Consider the following 18,682-nt stretch of genomic DNA (forward strand, 5'->3'; position numbering starts at 1 on the left):
TTGCAGCCGCCGGCTGTCAGGCCGGGCGAAGAGAATACGACCTGAGGTGGGCGGAGAAGTCCTCAAGGTAGCGGATTCCGCTGGCCTCGGCTTCCCGACACCACTCCTTCAGCGCCTGCAGCTTTTCGTGGGGCTTCACGCCACGGCGACGCCAGAGAGCCTGCAGCTCATGACTCTTGTCGTAGATCTGGCGCAGCACCGGATTGGTTTCAAGCAGGGATTCAAGCTGTTCCTTTTCCCCGGGCTGGATCAGAGTCACTTCCCGGGAAAGCAGCTTTTTGAACTTCCGGTACCTTGGCTTGATTTCATCTTCCATCAGGGTTTTCTGCTGCTGGAGCACCGGCTCCATCACCAGCTTGCGATACTGCCGCATGATATCGAAACGGTTGTTGGCGATGGCCTGGACGGTTTCCACATCCATGTCCATCTTGCCTGGAACCGAGTGCGCAATCGGCCGGTAGCCCTTGGGCTTTGCCAGGTGGAATAACTGGAACATGCGGATATAACCCCAGCCCACATCAACTTCGAACCAGCGCCGTGACAGCTTGGATGAATTGGGATAGGTGTGGTGGTTGTTGTGAAGCTCTTCGCCACCGATGAAAAAGGCCCAGGGCACGATGTTGCGGGCATTGTCCGCACACTCATAGTTGCGATAACCAAAATAGTGACCCACGCCATTTACCACGCCTGCTGCCCAGACCGGGATCCACATCATCTGCAACGCCCAGATCCAGATGCCATGAACACCAAACAGGGAGAGATTGATCACCGCCATCAGGGCAATACCAAGGTTCCGATGGCGGCTGTACAGATTGCGCTCGATCCAGTCCTGTGGCGTGCGCTGCCCGTACCGCTCCAGGGTTTCGGGGGTGGCCGCTTCGGCATAGAGCTCCGCGCCCTCCAGAACTACCTTTTTCAGGCCTTTGACCACCGGGCTGTGGGGGTCGTTCTCGGTTTCACATGTCGCATGATGCTTGCGATGGATTGCTGTCCACTCTTTGGTGTTTATGGCGGTGGTAAGCCAAAGCCAGAAGCGGAAAAAATGAGAGAGCACCGGGTGCAGATCCAGCGAATTGTGCGCTGAATGCCGATGCAGGTAGAGAGTCACACTCACGATCGTCACGTGGGTCATGCCCAGGGCGACCAGCACAAGCTGCAACACGGAAAGGTCCAGGAGACCGGTATACCACATACTTCAATCCTCAAATCCAGGCGTCAGGCCCCAAAGACCCGATTACGTCACCTCCGACTCTAGCGTACAGATGTACGCCAGAACAAGCCGGTTTGCATATAATTTCGTTACGGATTACACCCATGGCATATTGGTCCGGGGTCAGCCAGATTACGGGCCAGCCCAACTGCGCCCGCCCCACAGCAAAACCGGGAAACCCCGCCGGGGATAATCTTCCGTGAGCTGTATGATGTGTTTCACTGACTGATATGGCCTGTGGCCCTGGGAGCCTTACATTGCCCGAATTACCCGAAGTTGAAACTACCCGCAGCGGCATAGCACCTTTCATTGAGGGTGTCCGGGTTGAAAAACTGATGGTACGTGAATCCCGGCTGCGCTGGCCGGTCCCGGAACACCTGCCCCGAACCCTGGCCGGTCAGGAAGTGCTTGCGGTCGAGCGGAGGGCAAAATATCTGCTGGTCCGGTTCAGGCGGGGCACGATGATCGTCCACCTTGGCATGTCGGGAAGCATCCGGGTGATTACCGATCAAAGTCCACCAGCGCGCCACGACCATGTGGAGCTGATCATGACAACCGGCGTCAGGCTTCGCTATAACGACCCCCGCCGTTTCGGCTGCTGGCTCTGGACAGAAGACAGCGAGCATCATCCGCTGCTTGCCAGCCTTGGCCCCGAGCCTCTGGACCCGGCTTTCAGCGGCCCCTGGCTACACCGCCTTGCACGGACAAAAAAAACCCCGGTAAAACACTTCATCATGGACAGCCACGTAGTGGTTGGCGTGGGCAACATTTACGCCAACGAGGCCCTGTTCCGGGCCGGCATTCACCCGAGGCGAAGTGCTTGCCGGATCAGCCGCGACCGCTACATTCTTCTGGCGGAAGCCATCAGGGAGATTCTCAGCGCGGCTATCCTGATGGGTGGCACCACACTGAGGGACTTCGTCAACAGCGAGGGCAAGCCGGGTTATTTCACCCAGTCCCTGCAGGTTTACGGCCGCGGAGGTGAGCCCTGCCGCCAGTGCGGACGGGGGCTGAAAGAAATCCGCATGAGCCAGCGCACCACTGTCTATTGCGCCGGCTGCCAGCGCTGATCCACGGATGCGGGCCACAACTGCTCGCAGCAGGCGACAGAAATGCGTTTGAAAATACGCAAATATGATTCATAGTTAACACAAAGTACCCGATAACATGGCCCGATTTTAAGGCACCCGACTGATGCCATTGCAGATGGTGGCTCAGCGGCCAATGTCCCCAGGAGAAAAGAGTTATGTCCGCAAGGTTTTCACGCGTTTTCACCACAATTCTGGCGGTGTGCCTGTTGGCCTTCGCTTCCGTCGGTCATGCCCGCACCGTAGATGAAACACCTTCAGCTCTGGCCATGACCGGCGATGCCCTTTTCGCCAGGCCGGCATTGCTGGCAACAACCCTTGTTGGCGGTGCTGTGTACCTGGTATCCCTGCCCTTTTCCCTGCTGGGAGGCAATGCGGCGGAAGCCGGGGAAGTCCTGGTGGTTGGTCCGGCCAGGGCGACCTTCGTCAGGTGCCTGGGCTGCACGACCAATGGTTATACACAGAAGCCGGTAGAACAGCCGGAAATGAACCGGTAACCGGCCCTTGCCAACCGCTGCCAACTGCGGCAGCCTTACGGGGTAATCCCCTCAGGCTGCCGGATCGATGATTAACTGGTCAAACCTCGACACGCTGTTCCTCGACATGGACGGCACTCTTCTGGACCTTCATTACGACAGCCATTTCTGGCTGGAACACCTGCCCAACCGCTACGCCCAGCAGTTCCAGCTCACCCCGGAGCAGGCGCGGCAGAAAATAATACCCATGATTCAGGCGGAGCGGGGCTCGCTCAACTGGTACTGCACCGATTACTGGAGCGACCGGCTGTCGGTCAGCGTTGCCGCCCTGAAGGCCGAGGTTCGCGACCGCATTGGCTACCGCCCCCATGTGACAGAATTTCTGCAACAGGCGAGGACCGCAGGGCTGAACTGCATTATTGTCACCAACTGCCATCCGGATCCTCTCGCCCTGAAACTCGAGGTGACCGGCCTGGACCGTCACGTGGACGGAATCGTATCAAGCCACCAGCTGGGCAAGCCCAAGGAAGCCATCGACTTCTGGGCTGACCTCCAGCACTGGACTCCCTACAATCCGGCCACCACGCTGATGATCGACGACAGCATTCCCGTGCTGGAAAGCGCCCTTTCAGCGGGCATTGCCCAGTGCCTCGCCATCCTGGCACCCGACAGCCAGCAGGCTCCCGGTGATCCTCACCCCACCATTCCCTCGATTGCCCATTTCAGTGAAATCATGCCGCTTCCGGGAATGCGCCAGAACCTCCCATCCCGCTCCTGAAGACGTTACACTGTCACCAGGAAAAGTTCAGGCGGGGAGACATGACCGTAGCAGATAGCAGAAACACAGATACCGAACAGAAGGTCAGACTCGACAAATGGCTCTGGGCGGCGCGCTTCTTCAAGACCCGCACCCTGGCGAAAGCGGCCATCGAGGGTGGCAAGGTTCACTACAACGATCAGCGCTGCAAGCCTGGCAAGCTGGTGGAAACAGGCGGACGACTCCGGCTGCGCCAGGGATTCCAGGAACGAACGGTCATTATCGACCAGATCAGCGACCGGCGGCGCGGTGCACCGGAAGCCCAGATGCTCTACCACGAAACCGAGGACAGTGTGCGGGAGCGCGAGGACCTGGCCTGGCAGCGAAAGACCATGCAGGCAGCCCAACTGCCGCCCGCCCGGCGGCCATCGAAGAAAGACCGGCGCAACATCCAGCGCTTCAAGGACCAGAACAACCTTTGAATCCGGCTTTGCCGACAACCCGTCAGACCCGACACCCAGTATTGCAGGCAGGAGAGTCCATCGTGGCGTCCCAGGATCAGTTTCAGCGTTTTATTTTTGAAAATAGCCAGGTACGCGGCGCCTGGGTCCAGCTCGCCAGCAGCTATACGGACATCGTCAGTCAGGCTCCCTACCCCGAAACAATCCGGCAACTGCTTGGCGAGTCCCTCGCGGCCAGTGTGCTTATGAGTGGCACCCTCAAATTCGAAGGCACCCTGTCGCTGCAGGCCAGCGGTCAGGGGGCCCTGCGGACACTGATGGCGGAGTGCAGTCATGACCGTTTCGTGCGGGGGCTGGCACGTTATGATGAGGATGGGATCAACAGGGACACCCTTGATGACCTGCTGGGAGAGGGCAAAATGGCAATCACCATTACGCCGGAGCAGGGCCAGAGATACCAGGGTGTGGTGCCCCGCGAACATGCCTCCCTCGCCCGGTGCCTCGAAGACTATTTCGACCGATCCGAACAGATTGCCACCTCCCTGACACTCTTCGCGGACGACTCCCGGTGTGCCGGTCTGCTGCTCCAGCGCCTTCCCGGCAGCACCGAACCAGATGAAGATCTGTGGCGCCGGGTGCAACACCTGGCCAGCACCCTGAAGCCGGAAGAACTGCTGGAGCTGGACAGTGAAACTGTCCTGCACCGGCTTTTCCACGAAGAAACCGTGGTGCTTTTCGAGCCGGAGCCGGTGGCCTTCCGCTGCAGCTGTTCCCGCGAACGGACCCTGGCAGCACTGAAAGCCATCGGCCAGCAGGAATGTTACGACATTCTCCAAGAGCAGGGTGCCATCGAAATGGACTGTCAGTTCTGCCACGCCCAGTACCGGTTTGACCGCACTGATATCGACCGGCTTTTTCTGGGCCACGTCCTGCACTGAGGAGAGCGCCCAGATCCCGCGAAAACCGCTCAACCACGGGGCCTGGAGAGCTGTCGTTTTTTAAGGACGTCTCTGGCATAATAGCGCGCCTGAGCTGATCCGACTGTCTATTTATCCGCCAGTTTGTGAAACTTCCGAGAACAGGTCCGCAGAACCCTTCGTCAGCAGGGTCCGGGCAGGAAGCCGGCTGATCCGTGACATGTGATAAACAGTACAATCTAGAAGACAACCTGGGGCGAGGTCTAAGTGAGCAAGACTTATAATGATCTGAGCACAGCACGACTGGTCGAGCTGGCACTGGAAAAACGTGAAGGCCAGCTGGCCTCCAACGGTTCACTGGTGGTGCAGACCGGCAAGCGCACTGGCCGCTCCCCGAAGGATCGCTATATCGTCGAGGAGCCCAGCACGTCCGACGATATCGAATGGGGCCCCATCAACCGCCCCTTCGATGCACAGCGCTTTGATGACCTGTGGGACCGTGTCGAGGCCTATCTGGCCGAAAAGACCAGCTTTTTGTCCCAGGTGCATGTGGGCTCTGATCCGGAGCATTACCTGCCGGTCCGGATGACCACCGAGACTGCCTGGCAGAACCTGTTCGGCCAAAACCTCTTTATCCGGCCGAGAAACTTCAATCCGGCAGACAAGCAGGAATGGCAGGTTCTGAATGTTGCCAACTTTGAATGTATCCCGGAGCGGGATGGTACCAACAGTGATGGCGCGGTCATCATCAATTTTGCCAAGCGCAAGGTACTCCTGGCGGGTATGCATTATGCCGGGGAAATGAAAAAGGCGATGTTCTCGGTACAGAATTTCCTGCTGCCTGAAAAAGACGTTCTGCCGATGCATTGCTCGGCCAACGTGGGTGACGACGGCGAAACCTGCCTGTTCTTCGGCCTTTCCGGTACCGGCAAGACTACTCTTTCCGCCGATCCGGACCGCTACCTGATTGGCGACGATGAGCACGGCTGGGGCCCCGGCACGGTTTTCAATATTGAGGGCGGCTGCTATGCGAAGTGCATTGATCTGAGCCAGAAAAACGAACCGATTATCTGGAACGCCATCCGCTTCGGCGCCATCGTTGAGAACGTGACCATCGATCCGGAAACCCGTGAACCGGACTACACTGATGTGTCCCTGACTGAAAACTCGCGCTGCGCCTACCCCCTTGAGCATGTTGAAAAGCGTGTGCCCGAGAACAGGGCTGGTGAGCCGTCCCACGTCGTCTTCCTGACCTGCGACATGACGGGCGTCCTGCCACCGGTCTCCATCCTCAGCAAGGAAGCGGCTGCCTATCATTTCCTGAGTGGCTACACCGCCCTGGTTGGCTCCACCGAGATGGGCTCCTCGTCAAAGCTGAAGGCGACTTTCTCCACCTGCTTTGGTGCGCCCTTCTTCCCCCGTCCGGCAGGCGTTTATGCCGAACTTCTCATGAAGCGGATGGATGAATTCGGCAGCAAAGTCTTCCTGGTCAACACCGGCTGGACCGGTGGTCCTTTTGGCACCGGTGAGCGATTCAGCATTCCTGTAACCCGGGCGGTTATCAAGGCGATCCAGGACGGCAAGCTGGATGATGTGGAGACCGAACATCTACCCCTGCTCAATCTGGAGGTGCCTGTGAGTGTCACGGGCGTTGACAGCAGACTGCTAAACCCCCGGAATACCTGGTCAAGCCCTGAAGAGTACGACGACAAGGCACGGGAACTGATTGGCCAGTTTGTGGAGAACTTCAGGAAATTCGACGTTTCCGAGACCATTGTCGAGGCCGGTCCGAAAGCCTGACGCAGACACACTTTCCGAACAGACCAGAAAGGCGCCTCTACGGCGCCTTTCTGGTTTCTGCTACTGGTTCAGCCTGCGTAGAACAGCAGGGGCACGAACGCCACCAGAACCAGAGCGATGCCCATGGTAATCAGCGGCATGATGATCCGTTCATGGCGCTGATAGAAGGTACCGGATTCGGCCTGGGCGGCAGCGATTTCCGCTTCGCCCACCACCTGACGGGTAAGCAGGTGGTTCAGCGCCACCGGCGGGCTCAGATAGCCCATTTCAAAGGCAACCAGGGTTACCATCCAGAAGTGAATCGGATGAATGCCGCTGGCATAGGCTATGCTGGCTACTGTAGCTGAAACCAGGATTATGGCGCCAAAGGCATCCATGATCATGCCCAGGATGACCAGCACCACCACCATCAGAACCATGGCAGCCCATGCGCTGTCAAAGGCCTGGGGGAATATTCCCATGAGGTGAGAGCGCTCAATGACACCACCAATACTCACTGAAAGCCCCAGCAGCAGCAGCAATGCGCCGATTTCCGAGGTGGTATCGTTGGTAGCCTCCCGAATGCTCCGCTCCAGGCCCTGGTGACGGTGCTCTGCCGGCATGTTGCTATCACGCTGCGCCCTGCGCCTGCCACTCACATGCTCATACACCAGTATGCCCAGCATGATCACCGGCAGAAGCCGTGGCGCGGAAAACTCGTCCATTTTTACATCAAGAGCCCACAGGTAGAACAGGATCACGCCTGCCATGACCAGGGCATAGGGAATCAGGGGCTTTAGTGCACTCAATGTACCTGGCAGGGCTTCGGACAGAGGCGCGAAATCAAACCGGCTCTGACGATTAACGGTGAGTGCCACCATCATGAAAAGCACCGCCGTCAGCACGAAGACCCAGATGCCCCAGCTGAAAAGCTCATCGGTGGTCACTTCACGGTTCAGGTAGGCAATCACTACCACAAGCAGACAGGGACGAAGCACCACACCCATGGAGCCGGACATGGCAGTTGCCGCCAGGGCCAGCTGCCGTCTGGCGCCAGCTGCCCGCAGCTCACTGTATATGACCGCACCAGCGGCAATAACAAAAATACCGGAGGCGCCTGTGTAGGCGGTAGGGATGGCCGCTACCAGCACCGCGACCACTGCCAGCATTTCCGGTGGCATACGCCAGGGACGAAACACATTGAACACGAGGGTCGCCATGCGGGTCTGCTTGAGCATCATGCCCACCCAGACATAAAGCGCCACGTTCAGGAACATGTCTGCCAGTTCCATCATGGTTCCAAGGTAAATGCCGATGCCCGCTCCATGGCCGATAAGGCCAAAATAGGTACCGGAGATCAGACACATAACAGTGTAGAGAGGCACTGCCAGTAAGGCCTTGTTGAGATTTCCTCCGGGTTTCAGATCATCCGGAACCCGGACAAGACGATACAGGCTGGAGAGTGTCAGGAATGCAAACCCGATGATCCAGAGATTGTGCAGCAGCATACGCTCTGCGGAAACGTCCGCGCCGCCAGCCTCCAGTGTCGAGTGCCGGAACATGGCGCTGGAGCCCAGAAGCATGGCATTGGCGATGGTCTGGAGTGCATGGGAAACGGTGTAATCAAGACGGGTTTCCATGGCACGCATGGCGATATGGTGGCGCGTCAGCGTGGCTGTGGCAGCACACAGCATGACCAGAATCACCAGAATGAAGCGCTGGGATTCAAGCCCGAAGGCGATCAGATCGGCAATGAACAGTTCTACCGCCCGATAGGCTCTGACGGCGGGAGTCAGGCGCTCCCGGCTCTCTTCATAAAGTTCATGGCGCTCACGACACTCCTGGATTGACTGTTCAATGGATTGCCGGATTTCCAGCGGATCCTTGTCCTCGGCTCCCAGCAGACCCAGCATGTCATCATCAGCCGGGTCACTGTCTTTGGCCATTTCGGCATTGACAGCCTGTTCAAGATCCCGGTTCGGGTCGCAGCTAGGCGCAACCGGGTCTGCCCGGAGTTTGTAATAACCTCCCCAGAGTGCTTCACCACCGCGAAGCATCTGATTGTGAATATCACTGCTGGTGGAAAAAATGACCACCGCCAGTAACAGCACACAGGCAGGCAGTGACGAAAACCACTCCCGGCCGGTACGTTTGATGGAACTCCGAGACATCGGTCAGGCCTTAATGCTTGTGAAGTTGGGTTAGAGGAGGTCGTCCAGATCCATGGTTTCCGTGGCTTCCGCCTGGTCATCCCAGAAGGTGCCCAGTTGCCCCATGGGGGTACGATGGCCGACGTTCTCGACCCAGAGGCGATCGGAAATGGACACGATCACCTGGGTTGCGATGGCATCCACCATCACCCAGTCTTCCGCTGGCGGCATGGCCTCAATAGCCTCTGCATGGCGGCGAATGATATTACGCAGGCGTTCCTGGTCACCCTTGTTCTCGGCTGCAATCGCATGGAAGACATGACTCAGCCGAACACCGGCTTCCTCACCCTGGCGATCTGCCGTTTCCAGACGCTGGAAGGGGTCCTCGCCGTTTGGCAGAGCTCCGGGAATCATCGCCCATACAGTCGCACGCAGGGCCATGGGGGCACCCCACCATGTTTCATTGTCCAGACAGCTGGTGGCCCGGGCCACGGTCGACCCAATATTTTTGGGAACCCCAATGGAGGAGGTTGACTGGATTTCAGCGTTGAGCGCCTGAAGTCCGGAGAGCAGGCCGGCCATGTAAATGAAACCGTCTATGTCTTCGTCGAAATCCGGACATCCGTTTTTGTCCGGCGCACCGTAAAAGGCATTATGATGCTCCCAGGCTTTGTGATAACGCCTGGCGGCCAGCGCGTAGTGCCGCTTCTGCCGGATTGCTGCGTCCTGGGCCTCCTCCGCACGCAGCGCATGCATGGCAGCCAGACCTTCCAGACCCGCTTCCCTTGCCCTTTCTTCAGCACAGCCGCCGGCCGCAAGATAAAGCATCACCGCCAGCTGGTCCGGTTCATTGGTGACCCGACCAAATGACATCAGAAGTGGCGAGGTAGCCTCACTCATGGCACAGCTCATGGCCAGATCGTCCCGCTGCATGAGGTAGGGCACGGTGTGATCCTTTGAGAAACCCTGCATGACATCCCCGGTGGTCTTGTACATCATGTGATTGATCGCACCGCAGCCACTGAGAATCGCGGCTGACAGAAGTCCGGCAATAGCACCTCGAACGCCACCGAGTGCTGCGCCCGAACGCCGGACTGGATTCCGGGATTTCGTCATAATAGGTTCCACCTTCTGCATTCTTATTTTTGAAGCCACTGCTTCGGGTTCTTCGGCCAGCCTTGAACGCTGTGTTACAAACTGTAACCAGGCTGGCATTATCCCCGAGAACCAGCGCGTTTTGTGAGACCCGCGCCTCAAAGCTGGATTGCGGGAGTACATGTATTCCTGCTGGGCATTGACAGAATTTCCCAGCAGGCTATACCTGACCAGGAACAGGTCCCAGGGGACCTGTCCAAAACCGAAGCCAAGGAGTTTTTGATGCGCAAACCAGAACTGGCCAGTGCCATTGCAGAACAGACAGAATTGACCCGCGAGAAGGCAAGTGAAGTGATAACGGCCTTTACCGATCAGATTTCAGCTGCAGCTGCCCGCGGCGAGGACGTCAGCCTGATTGGTTTCGGCACCTTTGGTGTTCGCAGCCGCGAGGCCCGAAGCGGCCGCAACCCCCAGACCGGTGCGGCCATTCAGATTCCAGCCAGTCGCTCCGTGGGCTTCAAAGCAGGTAAATCCCTGAAAGATGCCATCAGGTAACCCCCTGCCACAGGAAGCGGCCCGGGAGATTTCCTGGCCACTTCCTGTCCCGCTCATCCGATCAGGATGAGCACTCAGAACGGGTTCCATCCACGCGGCACCGTATGGCCCGCATCAGTTTGATGGCACGCTCGTCATACACTCCGTCGTCCAGCAGGGACAGCCGCACAGTCTGAAGCATACTGTCGTAGGCGCGGGTATCTTCGGCCGGTGGGACAATCCATACGTTTGCCGGAATTTCAGCTTCTGCCTGGGCAATGATCTCGTAAGCCTCATCAATACGCTTGATCGACTCGTTTCTCACCATCTGGCCCGCACTGTCCGGGAAACGGTCTCGACGCAGAATGACCTGGAAATTCATGTAGGCAACCGCATACTTGAAGACACCACCGTTGGGCTGCACCCCCTTGTACAGCTCCAGCGGGGTGTAAGCCACGGCCGGGGCATAGGCAAGATCAACACTGCCGTTGTTGAATTTGCCGGCGAAATTCGCGGAATTGGACCCCACCACGGATGCACCCACATGCCGCACCATGCGAACGGATGCCTCGTCGTAATCAAGGGTGGCCACTTTTTTACCCTGCAGCTCGGGGACCGTATCGATGCTTCTGTCCCGCATGTGCAGATAGATAGCGCCACCGGGGAACACCCCGGCCACTTCGTAATTTTCATTGACCAGAAACGGCCGGGCTTTTTCCTGGCTCAGGGTATTGAACAGCAGGCGCATTTCCTCTTCGCCCGGTATGGCCCCCATGGCCTCAAGGCTGCCAGTGAACCTGTTGAATTCCCGCGCCCGTGTGCCGGTCAGAAGCACGGCGTCACACTGGCCTGCCTTGAAATCCTCGGCAGCAACCTTCTCATCCGTATAGGCACGGAGGTTCAGCTTGATGCCTTCTTTCAGTGCCACCGGCTGGAAGGTTTTGGTGATGGCAAAAAGGGGGCCACTGGCACCCACTGGATCGAAGACACAGAAACTGCGCTCGATAATGTCGTCCGGATTCTGGCTCTCGGCGATGGCAGGTGCACCAAGGGTAGCAACAAGCGCTACCATCGAGACCAGCTGGCGCACTGGGGATTTTATTTTCACGGAAGCTTCCTTTCAGCTGAGGTCAGGGGTTATCAGGTGACGAGCTTAGGTCGCCAGCAGGAAGCATACGCTGGCACAGGCGCCCCAATCCAAGGGCGTTTCAGCAAAAATGGGGGAACTGTGATGCAGCACACAGAGAAGGTAAAAGCCGGGCGGCGTTTACTTCATTCCGTGGGTCCGGAAACCGGCCAGACCTGGCGGCCCTCGCAGAAGGTGTGCCTGACGACGCCGGGCAGAGGATGGTCCACCAGGGGGGCGTGTTTACCCAGGGAACAGAGATTGTTCGCGCTGGCTACCCAGGTGGCGGCGGGATCAAAAACACAGAGATCGGCCTGCTCACCAGTCCTGAGCTCACCGGCGGTCTCGCCCAGAATGGCAGATGGGCCTGACGTCAGGGCCCGGATCAGCTCGGAAAGCCTCAGCTCACCGGCGTTCACCAGCACCAGCCCCAGAGATAGCACGCTTTCGATCGCCGAAAGCCCCGGCGCAGTTTCACCCAGAGGAGCCCGCTTGGCGGCGGGATCGTGGGGCTGATGCTGACTGACAATTGCACCTACCACCCCCTCCCGCACGCCCGCCAGCAACCCCTGCCGGTCATTTTCCGAGCGCAGTGGAGGCATGACATGAAAGCGGCTGTCGAAACCCGCCAGCGCCTGTTCGGTAAACACCAGCTGATGCATGGCAACATCCGCAGATACGCTCACCCCCCGGGCCTGCGCATCGGCAATCATTTCCACGGCCCGTGCCGTGGACAGCTGGCTGAGATGCAGACGCACGCCGGTTTCCTCTGCCAGCAGGAGCAACTCCATGACGGCCGTGGTCTCAGCGACTTCCGGTATGCCAAGCAGCCCAAGCCGGGCGGTAACCAGGCCGTCATGGGCAAAGCCGTCCGCAGCCAGGGCACGGTTGCTGGGCTGTAACATCAGGGTGTAATCGAAAGTCCGCGCATAAGCCATGCAGCGGCGCAGAACACGGGCGTCGCGGAAAGTCTGGCCGGCGTTGCTGAACGCAATACAGCCGGCAGCCACCAGCCCTGACATGTCGCTCAGAAGCTCACCCTGGAGGCCCCGGGTGGCCGCACCAATGGGCCGGATGCGTATTGGAGAGCGCTCCGATGCCACTTCCCGGATCAGACGGGTAACTGCCCCTGAGTCATTTACCGGAGAAGAATCCGGAGCTGCACAGACTGTGGTAAAACCACCATGGGCGGCAGCCAGGGTTTCAGAAGCAATACTCCCCTTCTGGCTGTCTCCCGGTTCCCGGAGATTGCAGTACAGGTCAACAAACCCGGGACTCAGGTAACAGCCGTCAGCCGTAAATTCCTCATCGACCGGTTCATGACGGGCGCTATCGCCAAAGGCTGAAATAAAACCGTCACGTAACAGTACACTGGTGGGCTCCTGGCCGGTTGCGGCACCGGTCAGCAGGGTGACCCCGGAAATCCTGACCGAGTGAACCGGTTTACTGATCATACTCCTGCTCCTTCGGCAGCCATTCGGCTTCGCTCCGATACCTGGCCGCTCATCGCCATGGACATGACGGCCATCCGGACAGCGATGCCATTGGTGACCTGGCTGAGAATGACCGACTGCGGACCATCGGCGACCGCTGATTCGATTTCGACACCCCGATTGATGGGCCCGGGATGCATGACTATGCAGCCGGGATTTGCCAGCGCCAGCTTGTCCTGATTCAGACCATAGAGTCGGTAAAATTCCCGTTCGCTCGGCAGAAGCGCACCCTCCATGCGCTCCCGCTGCAGCCGCAGCATGATGATTACATCGATGTCCCTGAGGCCTCGCGCCATGTCGTATTCCACTTTACAGCCCAGACTTTCCACATCATTCGGGAGCAGCGTTGCAGGAGCGATCACCCGTATCTCTTCCACGCCGAGGGTGTTCAGGGCACGGATCTGGGAACGGGCAACCCGGGAGTGAAGAATGTCGCCCACCACCGCCACCCGCAGGCCACTGAATGATCCTTTGTGCTGGCGGATGGTGAGCATGTCGAGCATGGCCTGGGTGGGGTGGGCATGGCGGCCGTCGCCGGCATTGATGATGGCGACGCCCGGGGTCACGGTTTCCGCGATGAAGTGGGGCGCACCGCTCTGGGAGTGGCGCACAACGAACATGTCGCTGGCCATGGCTTCCAGATTGAGCAGGGTGTCGGAGAGGGTTTCACCCTTTGACGTGGCTGACGTGCTGATATCAAGGTTCAGAACATCCGCCGACAGCCGCTTGGCGGCCAGCTCAAAGGTACTGCGGGTTCGCGTACTGGCTTCGAAAAACAGGTTTACGACGGTGCGGCCACGAAGCAGGGGCACCTTCTTGATCGAGCGCGCACCCACTTCGATGAAGGAATCAGCGGTATCCAGGATGTCGGTGAGCAGATCCCGGTCCAGGCCATCCAGGGTCAGAAAATGTTTGAGCCGGCCTTCATCCGTAAGCTGGAGGGAAGATGAAAAAGGATCGTTTACCGTCATGGTTGCCCGCCTGCCTTGTCTGTTACATGCCTTTCAAATAAGGTGCCCGCCGGTCATGGCAGCGACTGCCCGGTCTCCCTGATTTCCACCTGAAGCGGCTCCGGTCCGGTCAGCTTGACCCGCTTGTGGGGGTCCAGTGTCAGCTTCTGGCCCACAGCATCCGGGTGAATTGGCAGCTCCCGGGCCCCCAGGTCGATCAGCGTGGCAAGCATGATACTGGCGGGACGCCCATAGTCGAAAATTTCGTTCATTGCAGCACGGATGGTCCGGCCACTCATGATCACATCGTCGATCAGGATCACGTCCCTGCCCTCGGTCTGGAAGGGCAGGTGGGATGGCTGGACACGGGGGTTGAGACCAATCCGGCTGAAATCATCCCGGTAAAATGAGATATCCAGTTCGCCGTACGCGGTACCAAGGCCCAGACGTCGGGTCATGACGTCCGCGAGCCAGACTCCCCCGGTGCGGATGCCTACAATTGCAGGGTTTTCGATATTGCGGTCTGTAAGCTGCCGCCTTAGCCCGCTTTCCAGCCCATCCAGCAATTCATCCATACTCAGCAAACTGGTCATTGATGCCCTCGCCTGTCCTATCCGTTAGCCGGCCACCTGGCTGAACCAGGTTTCCAGGATCAGTACCGCCGCCCTGTCATCCACACCATGACGGCCGAAATCACGGCTGCCTCCTGCTGCCAGGACATCACCCTTTGCCTCAAAGCTGGTGAGCCGTTCGTCCACCATGGCAACCGGAAGATGAAAACGGCCGTGAAGGCGGTTGCCAAACTTCCGTGCCCGGGCGCACATTTCGTTTTCCGTGTCATCCATGTTCAGAGGAAGCCCCACTACCAGCTGATCAGGCTGCCACTCCCGGATCAGGGATTCTATGGTTAGCCAGTCCGGAATTCCATCCCGGGCTGCAAGAAGGGTTAAGGGGCGAGCCCGGCCAAGCATCTCCTGGCCGAAGGCCACTCCAATCCGGCGGGTGCCAAAATCGAAGGCGAGCACCTGGCGCCGGCCTGGTTCAGCCATGGCGGAAGCTTCCTTCATTGCGAGCTCAGCCCTTTTCGCTGGAACGAAAAGGTCCGGATGATTTCGATCCGGTCAATTTCCATGCTCTCTGAAAACGAGGCGAAGGGGGCCGCCATACGCATGATCCTTATGGCAGAATCATCCAGAACCGAACTGCCGGAAGACTCCAGAATATTGACTTCCTTGAGAGTACCGTCGGATTTGACCACCACCAGTAGCCGGACAGCACCATGAATACTCTTTCCACGGGCATCCGTTGGGAAATTGAGATTGCCGACGCGGACAACCCTGTCGATCCAGTTCTGGACGTACCAGGCATGGGTGGATCCCAGGGTGGAAGCAGCGGTTACCCGCAGCACCCGGGGCTTCTTGGCGTAGGCCTGCATCTGTTCATCGTAGCGGGCCTCAAGCCTTGCAATCTCAAGGCTGCGTTCCATGAGGCTCCTGTGGTCCCGGACCGGAGCGTCGTCGGGCACCTGCTGATCTTCCGGTTTTTGGCGCGCGGCCGGCTCGCTGTTGCTGCGGGTCTCGACCACCTGGCGCTCCGGCTGCACTGCAGGCCGGGTCTGCGCTGGCTCCTGCGGCAGCACCTGCTCCTCAGCCTCTGCTGGCATTTCCACCGGCTCCGGACTGGTTATCTGCCGTCGCTCTTCCTCGCTGCCACTGCCCTGCTGGCTGGTCTGGGCAAGAAAGTCGGCCTCGTCCGGCGCCTGCTCATCATCGAACTGGGAGAGCGTGATCTCCATGGTCTCCGAGGACCGGGAGGGCAGGTCGGGCGCAAAGGTAACGCCAAGCACCAGCACGGCATGAAGCGCCAGCGCCATGAAAAGCGTAAAAGAGAATCGATCGAAATCACTGACCTGAACTGCCATCTGTCCTGCTTACCCAATACGTCTGTTATTGAACCTGCGAAGGGTTCGGCTTCAATTTCAGCCCCTCGCCGGCCGACTATCAAGGCGACGGGCGATGGCATCCATCAGCTGACCGGAAATGTCGATGTCAAAGGCCAGGTCCAGCTCACGGATGCAGGTTGGACTGGTGACATTGATCTCCGTCAGATAGTCCCCTATCACATCTATGCCCACAAAGATCAGCCCTTTCTCCCTGAGCACCGGTCCCACCCTGTCACAGATTTCCCGATCCCTTGCAGTCAGCTCCCGGCCTTCGCCACGACCGCCGGCTGCCAGGTTGCCCCGGTTTTCCCCTTTTGAGGGAATCCGTGCCAGTGCGTAAGGCACCGGCTCCCCCTCGATAAGGAGAATACGCTTGTCCCCTTCGTTGATCTCGCGGATGAACTTCTGCGCCATGATCTGATGCTGGCCATCATTGGTCAGAGTCTCAATAATCACACCCAGGTTATTGTCCCCCGGTTTGACCCTGAATATGGACTTGCCGCCCATGCCGTCAACGGGCTTCATGACGACATCGCCGTGTTCCGCATAAAACGCCCTCAGGCGCTCGGGGGATCGCGTAACAATAACCGGAGGTGTGCAGTCCTCGAACCGGGTAGCAAACAGTTTTTCGTTGCAGTCCCTCAAAGCCGCCATTGGATTGACCATTAATGTGCCCCGGAGTTCCGCAGCCTCCAGTATCCAGGTGGCAATGAGAAACTCCCTGTCCACCGGAGGGTCCTGGCGCATCAGAATCACATCCAGGTCTGCCAGAGCCCTGTCCCGTGACTGGCCGTACCGGAACCAGCCATCGGGATTCAAGTCCACAGTCAGATCCTGGGTTCTGGCACGGGCCTCACCACCTTTCAGGTAGAGATCGGGCAACTCCATGTATTCAATTTTCCAGCCCCGCTGCTGTGCAGCCCAGAGCATGGCCAGTGTACTGTCTTTTTTATAGTGAATGGCCTCGATGGGATCCATCACCACGCCGACTCGAACTGTCATTTCACCCCTGCCCCTCAGTATCCGGAAATTACAGGTAAAAATTGAACCCATTCAACAGAGCATGCTGGTTTTAAAGTGCTATGCTGCAGTTGATGGTATTGCACCCGGGCGCTGAATGCACCTGAATCGGGCGGAGACGGGCGGCAACTGGCGCACATCAATACATTTGGTCACAAAGTTATGCTTTTGCTCTTGCCGCCAATAATCTATAAATAAGCCGGTCTCATAGAACACCTTTAAATAGTGTGTTAAAAATGCCCGGTTAAAAAACGACACTCGTTGAGCTCAAGGCTGTTGCACGATGGATGACAACTTCGAAAACCTGAAGATTATGGTGATTGACGACAGCAAGACCATTCGTCGCACCGCAGAAACCCTTCTCAAAAAGGTTGGTTGTGATGTAATTACCGCCACTGACGGCTTTGACGCTCTTGCCAAGATTGCAGACACGCAGCCAAACATCATTTTTGTCGATATAATGATGCCCCGGCTCGACGGCTATCAGACCTGCGCCCTGATCAAGAACAACTCAGCCTTCAAAAAGACGCCGGTCATCATGCTTTCCAGCAAAGACGGACTCTTCGACAAGGCCAAGGGTCGAATTGTCGGATCAGACCAGTACCTGACCAAGCCGTTCAGCAAGGATGAGCTACTTAACACGATTCGCCAGTACGTTCCCCAGACGGAACGCTAACGCACGCTGACGTAAAGACCTATTGAGGAAACCATGGCCCGCATTCTGATTGTTGACGACTCACCCACCGAGGTTAAGAAAATCTCAAGTATCCTGGAAAAGCACAAGCACGAAGTGCTGACCGCCGACAACGGCGCTGATGGCGTAGCCAAGGCCCGCGCAGAAACTCCGGATCTGGTGCTCATGGATGTCGTCATGCCCGGCCTCAATGGCTTTCAGGCAACCCGCCAGCTAACCCGCGCCCCTGAAACCGCTTCCATCCCGGTCGTCATTGTTACCACCAAGGATCAGGAAACCGATCGCGTCTGGGGAACACGCCAGGGCGCCAAGGGTTACCTGGTCAAGCCTGTCAATGAAGACGACCTGATCAAAACGATCAACAGTCTGATTGCCTGATCTACAGTACGGAGTAAGCATGTCCGACCAGGCCGCCCCTTATGCCGTGCTGACGGATATCGCCCATCGCAGTCGGACACTTGCCTCCGGTCTGCCGGAGCAGCAGGAAGCAGTAGAACTCTGGAATGGCATAGGCTTCGTCCTCGCCGGCCAGCGCTACGTCGCTCCGATGGGCGAAGTTGTAGAAATTCTCCATGTCCCCCGCTACACCCATGTACCGGGGGTTCGTGCCTTTATGCTGGGTGCCGCCAATGTTCGGGGGCGCCTCCTTCCGCTGATTGACCTTGCTCATTTTTTCGATCTGCCCCGTGCGGCGAGGAGCCAGCGGGAGCGCAGGGTTCTCGTTATCGAGCAGGGAGATGTCTTCAGTGGCCTGGTGGTGGACAGCGTATCAGGCATGCAGTATTTCGCGGTGGACAACTTTGTGCCAGCCCCCCCGGATGTCCCCGCAGGCGTTCAGCCCTTCGTTCAGGGCGGTTATGAGCGCAATGAAGAAACCTGGAAAGTGTTTTCGACCTTCGAACTGATGGACGACGAGCGCTTTCTGGACGTTGCCCAGTGGTGATGGCGATGGCAGGACCATCACCATGCATTCCAGAAACCCGCAGGACT

At 58.2% G+C, this 18,682-nt stretch carries 20 protein-coding genes; 10 read left to right on the forward strand and 10 right to left on the reverse strand.

Going from position 1 to position 18,682, the window contains the following annotated elements; all coding sequences use genetic code 11:
• Nucleotides 1–16: 16 nt before the first annotated feature.
• The gene (locus LG327_RS03485) at nucleotides 17–1,192 is read right to left on the reverse strand and encodes a fatty acid desaturase (RefSeq protein ID WP_404365803.1); all 1,176 of its coding nucleotides are present in this window, start codon (nucleotides 1,190–1,192) and stop codon (nucleotides 17–19) included.
• Between the two features lie 275 nt (nucleotides 1,193–1,467).
• Between LG327_RS03485 and mutM the strand changes: the two genes are divergently transcribed.
• The 6 genes from mutM to LG327_RS03515 all read left to right on the forward strand — a co-directional run bounded on the left by mutM (nucleotide 1,468) and on the right by LG327_RS03515 (nucleotide 6,709).
• Nucleotides 1,468–2,280 (forward strand): bifunctional DNA-formamidopyrimidine glycosylase/DNA-(apurinic or apyrimidinic site) lyase, encoded by an 813-nt coding sequence (gene mutM / locus LG327_RS03490; RefSeq protein ID WP_404365806.1) that lies wholly within the window; start codon nucleotides 1,468–1,470, stop codon nucleotides 2,278–2,280.
• A 176-nt stretch (nucleotides 2,281–2,456) separates the two neighbouring features.
• Nucleotides 2,457–2,795, forward strand: a complete 339-nt coding sequence (locus LG327_RS03495) for a hypothetical protein (protein WP_404365809.1) — start codon at nucleotides 2,457–2,459, stop codon at nucleotides 2,793–2,795.
• A 67-nt stretch (nucleotides 2,796–2,862) separates the two neighbouring features.
• Nucleotides 2,863–3,552 carry a GMP/IMP nucleotidase gene (gene yrfG / locus LG327_RS03500; protein ID WP_404365811.1) on the forward strand — a complete coding sequence of 230 codons (690 nt, stop codon included), beginning with the start codon at nucleotides 2,863–2,865 and terminating at the stop codon, nucleotides 3,550–3,552.
• Nucleotides 3,553–3,593: 41 nt separating this feature from the next.
• Entirely contained in the window at nucleotides 3,594–4,013 is a 420-nt protein-coding gene (gene hslR, locus LG327_RS03505) for a ribosome-associated heat shock protein Hsp15 (protein WP_404365814.1), read from the forward strand.
• A 62-nt stretch (nucleotides 4,014–4,075) separates the two neighbouring features.
• A complete protein-coding gene (hslO, locus tag LG327_RS03510; protein ID WP_404365817.1) occupies nucleotides 4,076–4,930 on the forward strand; it encodes an Hsp33 family molecular chaperone HslO in 855 nt (284 codons plus the stop codon).
• 246 nt (nucleotides 4,931–5,176) lie between these two features.
• On the forward strand, nucleotides 5,177–6,709 hold the full coding sequence (locus LG327_RS03515; protein ID WP_404365820.1) for a phosphoenolpyruvate carboxykinase: 1,533 nt from the start codon (nucleotides 5,177–5,179) through the stop codon (nucleotides 6,707–6,709).
• A gap of 68 nt (nucleotides 6,710–6,777) precedes the next feature.
• Here the strand turns inward: LG327_RS03515 and LG327_RS03520 are convergent, their stop codons facing one another.
• A complete protein-coding gene (locus tag LG327_RS03520; RefSeq protein WP_404365823.1) occupies nucleotides 6,778–8,859 on the reverse strand; it encodes a TRAP transporter large permease subunit in 2,082 nt (693 codons plus the stop codon).
• 30 nt (nucleotides 8,860–8,889) lie between these two features.
• Nucleotides 8,890–9,954: a hypothetical protein gene (locus tag LG327_RS03525; RefSeq protein ID WP_404365826.1), complete on the reverse strand. Its 1,065-nt coding sequence runs from the start codon at nucleotides 9,952–9,954 to the stop codon at nucleotides 8,890–8,892.
• Between the two features lie 261 nt (nucleotides 9,955–10,215).
• Here LG327_RS03525 and LG327_RS03530 point away from each other — a divergent pair, with 261 nt between their 5' ends.
• Nucleotides 10,216–10,488, forward strand: coding sequence for an HU family DNA-binding protein (locus LG327_RS03530; RefSeq protein ID WP_404365829.1), 273 nt, complete (start codon nucleotides 10,216–10,218; stop codon nucleotides 10,486–10,488).
• A 61-nt stretch (nucleotides 10,489–10,549) separates the two neighbouring features.
• Here the strand turns inward: LG327_RS03530 and LG327_RS03535 are convergent, their stop codons facing one another.
• The 7 genes from LG327_RS03535 to gshB form a co-directional block, all read right to left on the reverse strand.
• Nucleotides 10,550–11,539: a putative solute-binding protein gene (locus tag LG327_RS03535; protein WP_404369197.1), complete on the reverse strand. Its 990-nt coding sequence runs from the start codon at nucleotides 11,537–11,539 to the stop codon at nucleotides 10,550–10,552.
• Nucleotides 11,540–11,739: 200 nt separating this feature from the next.
• The gene (locus LG327_RS03540) at nucleotides 11,740–13,047 is read right to left on the reverse strand and encodes a dihydroorotase family protein (protein WP_404365832.1); all 1,308 of its coding nucleotides are present in this window, start codon (nucleotides 13,045–13,047) and stop codon (nucleotides 11,740–11,742) included.
• A complete protein-coding gene (locus tag LG327_RS03545; protein WP_404365835.1) occupies nucleotides 13,044–14,057 on the reverse strand; it encodes an aspartate carbamoyltransferase catalytic subunit in 1,014 nt (337 codons plus the stop codon). Before LG327_RS03545 ends, LG327_RS03540 begins: the two co-directional genes overlap by 4 nt.
• Before the next feature lie 53 nt (nucleotides 14,058–14,110).
• Nucleotides 14,111–14,629, reverse strand: coding sequence for a bifunctional pyr operon transcriptional regulator/uracil phosphoribosyltransferase PyrR (gene pyrR / locus LG327_RS03550; protein ID WP_404365838.1), 519 nt, complete (start codon nucleotides 14,627–14,629; stop codon nucleotides 14,111–14,113).
• Nucleotides 14,630–14,653: 24 nt separating this feature from the next.
• Nucleotides 14,654–15,085 carry a Holliday junction resolvase RuvX gene (ruvX, locus tag LG327_RS03555; RefSeq protein ID WP_404365842.1) on the reverse strand — a complete coding sequence of 144 codons (432 nt, stop codon included), beginning with the start codon at nucleotides 15,083–15,085 and terminating at the stop codon, nucleotides 14,654–14,656.
• Between the two features lie 14 nt (nucleotides 15,086–15,099).
• A complete protein-coding gene (locus LG327_RS03560) occupies nucleotides 15,100–15,957 on the reverse strand; it encodes a TonB family protein (protein ID WP_404365845.1) in 858 nt (285 codons plus the stop codon).
• Between the two features lie 57 nt (nucleotides 15,958–16,014).
• Nucleotides 16,015–16,980, reverse strand: a complete 966-nt coding sequence (gene gshB / locus LG327_RS03565) for a glutathione synthase (protein ID WP_404365848.1) — start codon at nucleotides 16,978–16,980, stop codon at nucleotides 16,015–16,017.
• 301 nt (nucleotides 16,981–17,281) lie between these two features.
• On the opposite strand from gshB, the gene pilG reads away from it, so the two are divergent.
• Genes pilG through LG327_RS03580 form a run of 3 tightly spaced genes read left to right on the forward strand, consistent with a single transcriptional unit; the run spans nucleotide 17,282 to nucleotide 18,635 of the window.
• Complete coding sequence (gene pilG, locus LG327_RS03570; protein ID WP_404365851.1) at nucleotides 17,282–17,674, forward strand: twitching motility response regulator PilG; 393 nt, start codon at nucleotides 17,282–17,284, stop codon at nucleotides 17,672–17,674.
• Between the two features lie 33 nt (nucleotides 17,675–17,707).
• On the forward strand, nucleotides 17,708–18,070 hold the full coding sequence (gene pilH, locus LG327_RS03575) for a twitching motility response regulator PilH (RefSeq protein ID WP_166256775.1): 363 nt from the start codon (nucleotides 17,708–17,710) through the stop codon (nucleotides 18,068–18,070).
• Nucleotides 18,071–18,089: 19 nt separating this feature from the next.
• A complete protein-coding gene (locus tag LG327_RS03580; protein WP_404365855.1) occupies nucleotides 18,090–18,635 on the forward strand; it encodes a chemotaxis protein CheW in 546 nt (181 codons plus the stop codon).
• Nucleotides 18,636–18,682 lie beyond the last annotated feature (47 nt).

Origin of the sequence: Marinobacter sp. (genome assembly GCF_044799475.1) — a bacterium.
Taxonomy (GTDB): domain Bacteria; phylum Pseudomonadota; class Gammaproteobacteria; order Pseudomonadales; family Oleiphilaceae; genus Marinobacter.

Coding starts and splice junctions, on each gene's coding strand:
- LG327_RS03525 (WP_404365826.1), bottom strand. CDS start 9,954: ATGACGAAATCCCGGAATCCAGTCCGGCGTTCGGGCGCAGCACTCGGT.
- LG327_RS03560 (WP_404365845.1), bottom strand. CDS start 15,957: ATGGCAGTTCAGGTCAGTGATTTCGATCGATTCTCTTTTACGCTTTTC.
- pyrR (WP_404365838.1), bottom strand. CDS start 14,629: ATGACCAGTTTGCTGAGTATGGATGAATTGCTGGATGGGCTGGAAAGC.
- LG327_RS03580 (WP_404365855.1), top strand. CDS start 18,090: ATGTCCGACCAGGCCGCCCCTTATGCCGTGCTGACGGATATCGCCCAT.
- LG327_RS03530 (WP_404365829.1), top strand. CDS start 10,216: ATGCGCAAACCAGAACTGGCCAGTGCCATTGCAGAACAGACAGAATTG.
- hslR (WP_404365814.1), top strand. CDS start 3,594: ATGACCGTAGCAGATAGCAGAAACACAGATACCGAACAGAAGGTCAGA.
- LG327_RS03520 (WP_404365823.1), bottom strand. CDS start 8,859: ATGTCTCGGAGTTCCATCAAACGTACCGGCCGGGAGTGGTTTTCGTCA.
- ruvX (WP_404365842.1), bottom strand. CDS start 15,085: ATGGCTGAACCAGGCCGGCGCCAGGTGCTCGCCTTCGATTTTGGCACC.
- LG327_RS03495 (WP_404365809.1), top strand. CDS start 2,457: ATGTCCGCAAGGTTTTCACGCGTTTTCACCACAATTCTGGCGGTGTGC.
- LG327_RS03540 (WP_404365832.1), bottom strand. CDS start 13,047: ATGATCAGTAAACCGGTTCACTCGGTCAGGATTTCCGGGGTCACCCTG.
- pilH (WP_166256775.1), top strand. CDS start 17,708: ATGGCCCGCATTCTGATTGTTGACGACTCACCCACCGAGGTTAAGAAA.
- yrfG (WP_404365811.1), top strand. CDS start 2,863: ATGATTAACTGGTCAAACCTCGACACGCTGTTCCTCGACATGGACGGC.
- pilG (WP_404365851.1), top strand. CDS start 17,282: ATGGATGACAACTTCGAAAACCTGAAGATTATGGTGATTGACGACAGC.
- LG327_RS03535 (WP_404369197.1), bottom strand. CDS start 11,539: ATGGTAGCGCTTGTTGCTACCCTTGGTGCACCTGCCATCGCCGAGAGC.
- LG327_RS03545 (WP_404365835.1), bottom strand. CDS start 14,057: ATGACGGTAAACGATCCTTTTTCATCTTCCCTCCAGCTTACGGATGAA.
- LG327_RS03485 (WP_404365803.1), bottom strand. CDS start 1,192: ATGTGGTATACCGGTCTCCTGGACCTTTCCGTGTTGCAGCTTGTGCTG.
- gshB (WP_404365848.1), bottom strand. CDS start 16,980: ATGACAGTTCGAGTCGGCGTGGTGATGGATCCCATCGAGGCCATTCAC.